This is a genomic window from Agromyces sp. LHK192, assembly GCF_004006235.1.
In the GTDB taxonomy this organism is placed as follows: Bacteria; Actinomycetota; Actinomycetes; order Actinomycetales; family Microbacteriaceae; genus Agromyces.
Map to the genome: position 1 here is coordinate 932,810 of NZ_CP034753.1, position 11,433 is coordinate 944,242.

The 11,433-nt window shown below is 72.4% G+C and carries 10 protein-coding genes; 2 read left to right on the plus strand and 8 right to left on the minus strand.

What is annotated here, in order from left to right:
- Positions 1-34 precede the first annotated feature (34 nt).
- From ELQ40_RS04185 to ELQ40_RS04195, 3 genes are all read right to left on the minus strand, one after another.
- Positions 35-2,983, minus strand: a complete 2,949-nt coding sequence (locus ELQ40_RS04185) for a hypothetical protein (protein ID WP_127792557.1) — start codon at positions 2,981-2,983, stop codon at positions 35-37.
- A gap of 108 nt (positions 2,984-3,091) precedes the next feature.
- A complete protein-coding gene (locus tag ELQ40_RS04190) occupies positions 3,092-3,514 on the minus strand; it encodes a thioesterase family protein (protein WP_127792558.1) in 423 nt (140 codons plus the stop codon).
- 58 nt (positions 3,515-3,572) lie between these two features.
- Positions 3,573-4,523 (minus strand): EamA family transporter, encoded by a 951-nt coding sequence (locus tag ELQ40_RS04195; protein WP_127792559.1) that lies wholly within the window; start codon positions 4,521-4,523, stop codon positions 3,573-3,575.
- Positions 4,524-4,595: 72 nt separating this feature from the next.
- Here ELQ40_RS04195 and ELQ40_RS04200 point away from each other — a divergent pair, with 72 nt between their 5' ends.
- Positions 4,596-5,555 carry a LysR family transcriptional regulator gene (locus ELQ40_RS04200; RefSeq protein WP_127792560.1) on the plus strand — a complete coding sequence of 320 codons (960 nt, stop codon included), beginning with the start codon at positions 4,596-4,598 and terminating at the stop codon, positions 5,553-5,555.
- Here ELQ40_RS04200 and ELQ40_RS04205 read toward each other — a convergent pair.
- The 4 genes from ELQ40_RS04205 to ELQ40_RS04220 all read right to left on the minus strand — a co-directional run bounded on the left by ELQ40_RS04205 (position 5,545) and on the right by ELQ40_RS04220 (position 8,748).
- Positions 5,545-6,792: a serine hydrolase gene (locus ELQ40_RS04205; protein WP_127792561.1), complete on the minus strand. Its 1,248-nt coding sequence runs from the start codon at positions 6,790-6,792 to the stop codon at positions 5,545-5,547. The two genes, ELQ40_RS04200 and ELQ40_RS04205, sit on opposite strands and share 11 nt — an antisense overlap.
- Before the next feature lie 86 nt (positions 6,793-6,878).
- Positions 6,879-7,643, minus strand: coding sequence for a hypothetical protein (locus tag ELQ40_RS04210; protein WP_127792562.1), 765 nt, complete (start codon positions 7,641-7,643; stop codon positions 6,879-6,881).
- Positions 7,640-8,404: a hypothetical protein gene (locus ELQ40_RS04215; protein ID WP_127792563.1), complete on the minus strand. Its 765-nt coding sequence runs from the start codon at positions 8,402-8,404 to the stop codon at positions 7,640-7,642. Before ELQ40_RS04215 ends, ELQ40_RS04210 begins: the two co-directional genes overlap by 4 nt.
- On the minus strand, positions 8,401-8,748 hold the full coding sequence (locus tag ELQ40_RS04220; protein ID WP_164863466.1) for a PadR family transcriptional regulator: 348 nt from the start codon (positions 8,746-8,748) through the stop codon (positions 8,401-8,403). Before ELQ40_RS04220 ends, ELQ40_RS04215 begins: the two co-directional genes overlap by 4 nt.
- Positions 8,749-8,919: 171 nt before the next feature.
- Here ELQ40_RS04220 and ELQ40_RS04225 point away from each other — a divergent pair, with 171 nt between their 5' ends.
- A complete protein-coding gene (locus ELQ40_RS04225) occupies positions 8,920-9,630 on the plus strand; it encodes a LysE family translocator (protein WP_127792565.1) in 711 nt (236 codons plus the stop codon).
- A 38-nt stretch (positions 9,631-9,668) separates the two neighbouring features.
- Here ELQ40_RS04225 and ELQ40_RS04230 read toward each other — a convergent pair whose 3' ends face one another.
- Positions 9,669-11,423 (minus strand): HNH endonuclease signature motif containing protein, encoded by a 1,755-nt coding sequence (locus tag ELQ40_RS04230; protein WP_127792566.1) that lies wholly within the window; start codon positions 11,421-11,423, stop codon positions 9,669-9,671.
- Between the last annotated feature and the right edge of the window lie 10 nt (positions 11,424-11,433).

Below are 11,433 nucleotides of genomic sequence, written 5' to 3' on the forward strand. Positions count from 1 at the left end.
CGCACTCGTCGCACGTGTCGTCTGCACGCCCGCCTCAGTCGCGGCTGCCGCCGGGCGGCAGGGTCGGTCGGTCGCTCGGCGGGCCGGGAGGCACCGTCGGACGTTCGCTCGGCGGGATCGTCGGCCGTTCGCCCGGGGAAAGACCCTGCGGCTGCGGCAGGATGTCGATGTGCGGGCCGCTGGCCTCGCCGATCGAGCTCGCGACGTTGGCCTTGCCGTTGCAGGCCCCGCTGACGTCGTTCGACAGTGCGCCGCGCGTGTCGATGTCGCGCTGCCCGTCGATGACGACGTCGATGTCGCTGCTCGTCCCGGGCCCCTTGCCCGCCGGCGCATCCGACTCGACGCCGCGACCCATGCCGCGGCCCCGGCTGCCGGTGACCTGCAGGCGGGTCTGGTGCTTGTTGGCGATGCCCTGGAGCTCGGCCAGCTCGGCCGCCGTCAGCGTCTGCGGCCCGGGCACCCGCATGTCGGGGGCGACCGGGTCGACGATCGGCGGCTTCTCGTCGGGAACCGGGGGCTTGTCGTCGACCGGCGGCTTGTCCTCGGTCGGCAGGCCGCCCTTGCGTGCCGCCCGCACGCCGGCGGCGAACTCGTCGATGACGGCGAGCACCGACGCGGGCAGGAACCCCCGGAGCACCGAGGCGCACGCCGAGGCGATGCGCCCGCCGATCCAGCCCAGGCCCACGAGGATTCCGGTGATGCCGAGCGCCAGACCGCTGTCGGCGGCCGTGTTGTAGTCGTCGGCCTTCTCCTGACGGGTCTGCCGGGTGGTGAACAGGTCGACGAGCACCTTGACGAGCGCGGTGACCTCGCCCGCGGCGAACGACACGAGGAACGCCTGGCCGAGTCCCATCGCGACGCCGAACCCGAGCCCCGCGCCGCCGACGCCGCCGCCGGCGAAGCCGACGCCTGCGCCGGGCGCCGCACCGATGCCGACGCCCGCGAGCGCGCCGGCGATGCCGCCGAGCACGGTTCCCGCGAGGCTCCCGCCGATGAATCCGATGACGGTGAGCACGATCGTGATCGGGCCGAGCAGCAGCAGGGCGATGTTGTTGAGCCTGCGCCACAGGATCAGCGGGAAGTCGAGGAGCTTCATGACGTCGCTCCACAGGTCGTGGAAGAACTGCGCCGGGTGGTCGAACAGGTTCCTCGGCATGAAGAGGTTGCCGGCCGCCTTCGACAGGTCCGTGCCGATGCCCGTCAGCTCCTCGCCGATCTTCGGCCACGGCCAGACGATGCTCTTCAGCGCATCGAGCGCCATCTTCTTGACGTCGAGCTTCGCCCACTTCTCGCTGAATGCGGCGCCGAGGCCCGCCCACACCTCGCCGCCGCTCGACGTCGTCCGTTCGACCTCGGTGGGGGCCGCCGTCGCCTGCCGCTGCACCGGTGCTGCGACGGGGGCGACCGCCCCGCCTCCGCCGGCAGCGGCGGACACGTGCGGCGCGACCGCGTCGGATGCCGCCGCCGGCATGCCGGCGTCCAGCTTCCCCGCGATGCCCGCCGCGTACGGCTCGATCGTCGACATCGGATCGCCGACCACCGTGCGCAGCCCGGTGACGGCCTCGGCGTACTTGCGCAGCTTCGCGACGATCGACGTGACCGAGAACGAGCGCACGCGGTGCACGAACGACCTGACCCCGCCGGTGACCGCGTCGGCCGCCGCGCCGATGCCGTCCTTGGCCGTGCGCCAGGTGCGGCCGGCGGCATCCCAGGCGGCCGATGCGGCGCCTGACGCGGCATCCCACGCCCGCCGCGCACCCGAGACGACGGAGGATGCCACGCCGCCGGCGAAGTCCTTGGTCCGCTGCCACCCCGACTGCGCCGTGCTCCATGCCCGTTGCGCACCTGACAGCAGGGTGCCGAGCACGCGGCGGACGATGCGCCCTCCCCAGCTGTCGGCCGAGACGAGGTCCGCGCCGAACCCCTCGACCCGTGACCAGAGCGCACCGAGTCGGCTGGTCGCCGACGAGGCGAGGCCGACGAGCCCGTCGACCGCCGCGTTCGCGCCGGTGCGAGCCGCGTCGAGCACGCCGCGGAATCCCGCGACGGCGCCGTCCCACAGGCCCGACAGGGCGCGACCGACGGCCCCGGCCATCGCCTCCGCGGCACCGAGCGCGCCCGAGGCGAGTCCGGTGACCGCTCCCCATGCAGCAGCGAGACCGTCGGCGTCGAGGCGGAGGACGGCGTCGCGCAGGCGCCCCGCGCCCGCCACGATCGCGGTCACCGGTGCCGTGACGGCGTTGCGGATGGCGAGGAACGCGGCCTTCGCCGAATCGGGGAGCGCGGCGATGGTGGTGCGGACGAACTCGCCCACGCGTGTTCCGGCGGCGCGGATCGCGTCGAGCGCACCGGCGCCGCGCTCCCGGAGCCCCTCGACGATGCCGCTCGCGCCGTCGCGGAGGCTGCTCCAACCCGACCGGATGCCGTCGCCGATCCCGGACAACCGTCGACGGATCGAGGCGATGAAGCCGGAGTCCTCCTCGTCGTCGCGTTGCACGACACCGCCGGTGGTGTTCGGGGCAACGGCGGGAGCGGCGGCCGCGCCGGTCGCCATCGCGGCGGTCCCGACGGGCGCGGTGGGCGCGTGCGCCCCCGCGCCGACGGATGCCTCGACGACGGATGCCTCGGCGCCGGCGGATGCCTCGGTCGCGACTTCCGCCGCCGGGGGCGCGGTCGAGGCCGCCACGGGGACGGTCGCCGGCGCCGACGGCGGCCGGCCGGTCGACGCGGTCGGCGGTCGATCAGCGGTCGTCGGTCGCAGCCGCGGCCGCGGTGACGGCGCGCCGAGCAGTCGCGTGACCGCGGCGTTTCCCGCCGAGCGCTGCAGCGCGGCGACCGCGCCGGGCGGCGGCCGCAGACGACGATCGGCGAGCGCGATCGCGAGTGCATCCGTCGGCGCGGCCGACCGCTCCGAGGCGTCGGCCGAGGGCTTGCGGGCGGAGCCGGCCTGATCGGCCTGGACCTCCTGCACCGTGCGAGCCATCGAACACCTCTGGTCGAGCCTGCGTGCGGCTCGCCGCGGCCGGAACAGCCGGAAGGCCAGCGGCCGCGCACGGATGCGTGCCCGATCGGGCAGGTGCGCGGCGAGATCTCAGTCAGCCGGCTCGAAGAACAGCGCCTGCAGCTCCGGCGGCCAGTCGGACGCTCGCCGGGTCGTTCCGTCGACATGCGCCACGACCATGACGCATCGTGCGAGGGCGATGCCCGAGGCATCCGACATCGTGCACTCGATGAACGCGTCGGTCCCGCGGAACTCGCGCACGAACGACGTGATCGTGACCTGCTGGTCGGCGCCGACGGGGCGGACGAAGTCGATCTCCATGCGTCGAACCCAGGTCATGAAGCCGAGGCTGCCGAGCGTCGGCAGGTCCCAGCCGGCGTACCTTGCGAGCCCCTCCATACGGTGGTCGGCGAAGTACTTCGCGTAGTTGCCCGTGCTCATGTGCTGGAACGGGTCGAGCTCGGAGAACGCGATGCGGTGCGTCGTCTCGTAGACGATCGGGGTGCGCGCCATCGGATGCCTCCTCCCCGACGCTGCGCCGACCGGTTGGGGTCGGGGGCGCCGTCGAGGGTCACGGTACGCCGGTCGCGGCCGAGCGGGGAGGGTCGGCGGCGATCCGGTCGGGGTTCGCTGCCGGCGAGGCCGGTCTGCGCCGCCGCCCGGGCGCGTTCGCAACGAACACTCCGGCGACGAGCACGAGCCCGCCGACCGTCTCCCACAGGTTCGGCACCTGTCCGAGCAGCAGGGCGGCGGAGGCCATCGCCACGACGGGTGCGAGCAGCACCCACGGCACCACCGACGCCGACCGGTTGCGCGCCAGCAGGGCGTTGAAGATCGCGTAGCCGATCAGGGTGCACAGGCCCGCGGTGTAGAGGGTGGAGAGTATGGGGCGCCAGCCGAACGCCGCGATGCCTGCGGCGATCGCGTCGGGTCCCTCGATGAGCGCCGAGAGGCCGAGCGCGGGGAGCGGTACGACGAGCGACGACCACACCGTGAGCGAGAGCGCGCCGAAGCGTGCGGCCGGGGCGACCGGGCCGGCGTGCCGTGAGATGACGTTGCCGATCGCCCAGGACAGTGCGGCGAGCAGGCACAGCACGACGGCGAGGGCGGGCGCGTCGCCGCCGCGGCCGAGGGCGACGATGCCGAGGCCCACGGTGCCGACGAGGACGCCGACGGCCTGGAGGCGCGTCGGGCGTTCCCGCAGCGCGAGCGCCGCGACGAGGATCGTGAGCACGACCTGCGCCTGGAGCAGCAGGGCGGCGATGCCGGGCTGCAGTCCGAGCGCGATCGACGTGTAGAGCAGGCCGAACTGGCCGAGGCTCATGAACAGGCCGACGCCGACGACGGTCTTCCAGTTCGCGAGCGGGCGCGGCACCACGATCGCGGCGAGGGCCACGACGGCGAACCGCACGGCGACGAAGAACAGGGGCGGGATGCCGGCCATGCCCCAGTCGATCACGACGAAGTTGAAGCCCCAGAGCGTGGCAACGGCAGCGGCCAGCAGCATGTCGCGTCTCGTCATGTCTCCAGCGTGCGGCGCAGCATCCGGAAACACCAGCGATCATTTCTGCGCCTGATTCGGTAGCATTGCTGCATGATCGATCTCGAAGCGGTGGTCGCGCTGCGTGCGGTGGCGACGAACGGCAGCGTCGCGGCCGCGGCCGACGCGCTCGGGTTCACGCCATCGGCGGTGTCGCAGCAGATCAAGCGGCTCGAACGCGGCACGAGTGTCGCGCTGCTCGAGCGCGTCGGTCGCGGTGTCGTGCTGACCGATGCCGCCCGCCACCTCGTGACCTCGTCGGCGTCGGTGCTCGCCGACCTCGAACGGCTCGAGGCCGACCTGCACCTCGCCGGCGGCGTCGCGACCGACGGAGCCGGCGGCAACGCGCGCCGGCGCATCACCGGCGAGGTGCGCATCGGCGCGTTCTCGACCGCGGTGCGCGGACTGCTCGTCGACGTCCTGCCGCGCCTGCGCGACGGACACCCCGACCTGCGCACGCCGCTGCGCGAGAGCGAGCCGTGGGAGACCATCGCGCTGGTCGCGTCGGGGCAGCGCGACCTCGGCATCGTGCACCGCTGGGGTGGCGTCGCACTCGCGATGCCCGATCACCTGATCGAGACGCCGCTGTTCACGGATGTCGCGGACGTGATCCTTCGGCGCGAACATCCGCTGGCGCTCTCCGGTGCACTCGAACTGACCCCGCTCGACCTCGCCGACGAGCCGTGGATCGCGACGTTCGACTCGACGATCTGCCGCCAATGGCTCCGCCGCCTGTTCGACGGAGTGTCGAACGCGCCGCGCGTCGTGCACGAGTCGATGGAGTTCGAGAACCACCTCGAACTCGTGCGTGCGGGGCTCGGCGTGGCGTTGGTGCCGCGCATGGGGCGGCCGCCGCTGCATCCGGATCTCGTCGCTGTTCCGACCGCGCGACCGGTGTCGACGCGCGGCGTGTCGGCCGTGCACCGTCGAAGTCAGGCCGATTCGCCGGCGCTGCAGGCCGTGCTCGACGCGGTGCGGTCGGTCGCCGCGGAGCGCGAGCCCGTCACCCGCTGACGCAGGCGGTGCTCGACGTCGCCGCGACCGACTCCGGCAGTGCTTGGACGATCGGCAGCAGCACCTCGTTGAACGCGTGGCCGGTACCGCCGTCGCCGTTGCCGATGAGGGCGAGCACAGCGCCCGATCCCTCGAAGTACTGCACGTGGGCGCCGTAGCCGGGCTCGGTGCCGCTGTGGTTGAGGTCGAGGAGGCATCCCGATTCGGGGTCGAGGTGGACGTTGGCGCCGAGGCCGTACCAGTACCCGGGAGCGACCTCGACCGGTGCACGATCTTCGATGCGTGCGGCGCGCAACTCGGGGCTGAGCCCGAATCCCTCGCCGAACGCGAGGCCCCACAGATGCAGGTCGTCGAGCGTCGACAGCATCGCCCCGGCGGCCCACGACTCGTGGTTGGTCCAGTCGGTGGTGTCGGTGGGCCTGGGCCACAGCGGGCAGAACTCGGAGTACCCGTGGTTGAAGGGGTCGTCGAGCACGGCATCGGGGGCGAAGCGGCTGCGGGTCATGCCGAGCGGCATCAGGAGTCGATCCTCGATCAGCGTGCCGAGTTCGCTCCCGGTCGTCTGCTCGAGGATCCGCCCGAGGAGGAACGTGTTGTACCCCGAGTACGTCATGCCCTCGCCTGGTGCGAAGTCGGCGCGCGGGGTGGTCGCGCCGATCGCGATCATCTCGTCGGGCGTGATCATGGAGTACGGGTCGCCGCAGATGCGGTCGAGCTGCGCCTGGCCGGGCTCGCCGATGCCGCTCGACATGTTCATGAGCATGCGCACGGTGATGTCGCCGGCCTCGGGGAAGTCGGGGTACCAGCGATCGATCGTGTCGTCGAGCGAGAGTCCGGCGGAGCCGTCGCCGATGACCTGGAGCGCAGCCTGTCCCACGATCGTCTTCGTGATGCTGCCGATCTTGGACTGGTTCGCCCGGTCCATGGGGGTTTCGGCGTCGACGTCGGACACGCCCCTGGTCGCGACCCATTCCTCGTGGCCGGGGATCCAGAGTCCGACGGCGACGCCGGGCATGCCGGATGCCTCGAATCCCTCGTCGAGCACCGTGTCGAGTTGCTCGCGCAGGGCCGGGTCGAACGGGGCTGCGGACGCGACCGCGGCATCCGACGGGGGAGGAGTCGACGCGGGGTTCGACGTCTCGCCGACGCATCCGCCCAGGAGCGCGACGGCGAGCGCGACGATGATCGCGACCGCCGACGCGCTCGACCCGGCGACCGCCGGCTTCGAACCCCGCATGCGAAGCTCCCCCCGCGTGCGACAGTACGCGGCGGCGCGAGTGGTGTCGCGCTCCAGTTCGGGGGGCGTCGGTCACTCGGCGTCGGTCAGTTGGCGTCGTCCATGCCGGTGGCGTGCACAGATGCCCCGTGGCATCCGGCCTGCCGCCAGTCGTAGTCCTCGCCGAGCGGTTGGTCGTCGGGGCCGTACATCGCCTCCATCCAGGCCGGGTCCCGGGACCCGTTGAGCGCGTCGAGTTCGTCGAGCACCTGCATGGCGCGCCCCGGCTCCTCCGCCTCCCAGGTCTGCCACATGAGCACGTATGCCGCCTTGAAGCCCTTCTCGGCCATGCAGACCGCGTCCAGGTGTGACTGCATCAGGGACGTCTCGTGGTCGAGTTGCCACTCCTCGGCGAACTCGGGCGTGGGGCGGGGGATCAGGTCGAGGTCGGAGGTCTCGTCGTACACGGTGTATCCGAGGATGGTGCCGATGCCGCCGGGTGCGGGCTGCTCGGATCCCGCCAGGGGAGTATCGGATGCCTCCGCCGGTGCCGCGGTCGGCGGGATGGCTCCTTCCGCCGCGGGCGCGGGCGTCGGAACGGCGGACGGCGTCGGCGCCTGGCTTGTCGCCGCCTGGCTTGTCGGCGCCGGGAGGTCGACAGTGGCGGCCGTCGTGGCAATCGCGGGGTCTTCGGTGAGTGTGGAGACCGCGGCCGCGGTCAGCACCCCGCCGGTTCCGAGGACCACGACGGCTCCCACGACGCCCGCCACGAGCGTGAGGCGATGGCGCCGGGTGCGCCGCTGCCCGCGATTCTCCTCCTCGCGCCGCTGCTCGTCGTCGAGGAGGCCCTGCATGTCGAACTCGGCGTTCATCGGGATGCCTCTCCGATCGTCGCGCTCGCGTCGGAGCGTCTGCCATCGGCCCATTGCGCCGTCGCTGCCAGGCACAGCGTCGCGACTCCGAGGCCGACCGCATAGGCTGCCGGCTCCCACCACGTCAGGCGATTGATCACCACGAGGGCGCTCGCGCTGAGGAACCACAGGGTCTCGATGCTCTGCGCGAAGATCAGGAATCCGGTCAGGGCGAGCACCGGGGCGCCCCACGCTCGCCATCGCCGGTGAGCGAGCACCGCGGTCGCGGCGACGGCGATCGCGCCGAGTGCGATGGTGAATGCGGCGGAGGTCGGAACCCAGCCGATATCGCCGATCAGCAGGGCGCGGACCTGCCGGAACGCGACGAACCCGCCGACGGCGATCTGCACGACGCCGACGAGTGCGACGGCTGCGAGCATCAGGCCCTCGATCGGGAAGAGATTCGACCGGGCGGGGCTCTCCCGGCCGGTCAGCTGCGCACGGCGCCAGCCGATGTCGGCGGGGATGCCGCGCAGCATCCGGCTTCGGATCGATCGGGCGGCCGTCCGCGAGCTGATGCCGGTCTCGTTCGCCCAGGCCGCGTGCTCGTGCAGGTCGGAGAGGATCTCCTGCCGTCGGTCGGACGCGACGAGCGGGTCGAGACCGTCGGTGTACCGCAGCGACCAGCGGAGCGTCGCGCGCGCTGCGCGCTCGACGGCGCGGTCGGCGCGAGCGGGCGTGCGCGCGCCCGGGGCGGGCCTGCGTGCGCCCGGGGAGGTCATGCGAGCGCCTCCCCGGTCACGGCGCCTCGCTGCCCGGCGCGGACCGCCTGTCGAAACGCGGCCTCGCCGACTCCGGTCACCCGGTACAGTCGCCGGCGCGGCCGCCCATCGGCCTCGGCCAACTCCGGCGCCTCCCACTCGGATTCGAGCAATCCCGCGGCATCCATTCGGTTCAGCGCCCGGTACAACGTGCCGTGAGCGAGGAGTTCGGAGCCCTGCGTCTCGGCGAGCGTGCGCGCGAGCGCGAAGCCGAAGAACGACCCCTCGCGCGGCTGGATCGTGAGCCCCGCGTCGAGGATCGCGAGCTCGATGGGGAGGAGTACTCCCGGCCGTCGTCGTGGCATGCCGCGAGTATACGCACCTATATGCGTATTAATCCAGGCCTCCGGACGATCGGCCCGGGGCTGATCGCGCGGCCCGAGGAACAGGGGGCGAACACGTGCTTGGCGTGATCTCGCGCGGTCGTGTCCGTCTTTCCGCGGGGTCGACCGGTCGCGCACTGCCAGCATGACCGAATGACCTCCGACCCGAGCGCCGGCATCATCGCATTCACGTGGCTCGCTCTGGCGATGACGCTGGCGCCCGGATCGGACACGGTGTTCGTGATCCGCTCCAGCCTCCGCGACGGTTGGCGCGCGGGGGTGGTCGCGGCGTTCGGCATCGTCTGCGGCGTCGTCGTGTGGGCCGGGCTCGCCGGGCTCGGCGTGGCGCTGCTGCTGGTGCGGTTCCCGCTCGCGTACAACGTCATCGCGATCGGCGGAGGCCTGTACCTCGGATACCTCGCGGTGCGCACGTTCGTCGCCGCTGTGCAGATGTGGGGAAGCGCGTCGCGATCCGAGGGGCTCGATGCGGGGGCGACGGATGCGGATGCCGGTTCGGATGTCGAGCGCCGGCGCCCGGCATCGCCGGCGGCGCGGTTGCGGACCTTCACGACCGGCTTGACCACGAACCTCCTGAACCCGAAGATCGGCGTGTTCTACCTCTCGGTCATGCCGGGGTTGTTCATCGGCCAGAGCCTCACGGTGTGGCTCGGTCTCCTGCTGGGCGGCATCCACGCCGCGTGGGGCATCATCTGGCTCAGCGTCGTCTCGATCCTGGCCGGGTGGGCGCGCACCCACCTGCTGCAGCCGAAGCCGCGGGCCGTGCTCGAGGCGGTCTGCGGCGCGCTGCTGCTCGCGTTCGGGGTCTTCGTCCTGGTCGAGGTGGCGATGGACATGCTCGTCTGAGGGCGGATGCCGCGGGCTCGCGGGCGCGACGGCACGTGTCACGCCGCCTGCGTCCTCGGCATCGTGAAGCGTGCGCGACCGCCGAGTCTCGGAACCTGTGCCGGGTCGATGTGCGGGGGAGGGATGAACCACACCTCGTTCGGGCTCGCATGGATCTCCCATCCGTCGCGGTGCACCATGTGGTGGCAGAAGCTGCACAACAGGACGCCGTTCGCCAGGTCGGTCGGGCCGGTGTCACGCTCCCACCAGTCGATGTGGTGGGCCTCGACGTAGGCGATGTTCTGCCCGCACGAGGCGCATCCGCCGTCGCGCTCGCCGAGGGCGAGTCGCTGGCCCTTGGTGAACAGCCTGGCGGCACGCCCGAGGTCGAGCGGGAGGCTCGTGCCGCCGAACACGGCGGGGATGAACTCGGCGTCTGCGGCCATGCGCCGGGCGGTGGCGGCCGAGATCGGCTGGTCGATGCCGTCGATCGACGCCTGCCCGAGCCCGCTGACGAGGTCGTCGAGATCGACGCGCACCACGACCGTCGTCTTCGCGAGCGGCGTGGCGGTCTGGGTGCACCCGAGGGCATGGCGGGCCAGCGCGGCGAGCGCGTCAGCCTGCAACTGCGGGATCGTCCGCCGGTCGTCGACGACGGCTCCGGGCGCACCGATTCTGCTCGCGGTGCCGGCCGTGCCGGTGCCGGTGCCGGTGCCGGTCGCGTCGTGGTCCGCCGTGGCGGCACCGGCGTGCTCCCGCCGGCGCAGCGCATCGGTCACGAGCGACTCGATCGCCGCCTTGACCGGCGCCGCGCTCTCCGGATCGAGGCGGGCGCGCAGGTGCACCATGCCGTTGCCGTCTTCGCGAATCGTCAGAGATCGATCCATGCGCAGCAGGTCTTCGCGGGGTTCGACGCCGTCGGGATCGAGTCGCGCCTCGGCCTCGCGGACGCCTCGCATCAGTGTTTCGAGCGGCACTCGGCTCGCGAGGCCCACGAGTGCGGTCTCCACGACATCGATGCGGCTCGCATCGGCGCGCGCAGATGCCCGTTCGAGCATCGACACGATCGCGGCCGCCGCCTCGATGCTGATCGCCGCCTGGTCGACTGCGGCCGCGACGTGCGGATGCCTCGACGGGAGGTACTCGCCGGTGAACTTGCGGCGCCCGGCGGCGGCGGTGCCGACGGCGAGCAGCCGCATCGCGTCGGCACGGGATGCTCCGGTCGATGCCGCGATCAGCCGGGACGGATTGTGGAAGCCGTTCGCCTTCGCCAGCCCGATCTCTCCGAACTCAGGCCCGGAACGCTTCGCGACCTCGGCGGCGACGCGCGCGAGCATCCCCTCGGCGACGCGCCGGACCCGGGCGAGCACATCGACGACCCGCACGAGCCCGGTGTCGCTCATCTGCTCGACCTCGACTTGCGCCGAACCGCTGACGGCGCCCCAGGCGGGCATGGCGTCGATCCACGTCTCGCGCAGCGCGGCGATGTCGCGCTCGAGGGAGAGCAGTGCGTCACCCGCGGCTCGCGAGACCGGGTCGAGCCCCGCGCCGGGCGCAACCGGCCCGTGCGGAACCGGCTCGAGCGCTTCCGACCTCTGCGCATCCGACTCGTGCCCGACCGGCTCGACAGCGACCGGCTCGGCCACGACCGGCTCGTGCGCTGCGGGTGTCCCTCTCATGCTTCGATCATGCCCCGACCCACCGACATCCGGTCGCGCCCATAAACCAGCATTGATCTGGGATTTATATGTGGACAACTCGCCCGCGACGCACCTGTGGAGGAGGAGTGCGTCAGCTGCCGCGCGGCGTAGCACGAAGCGGATC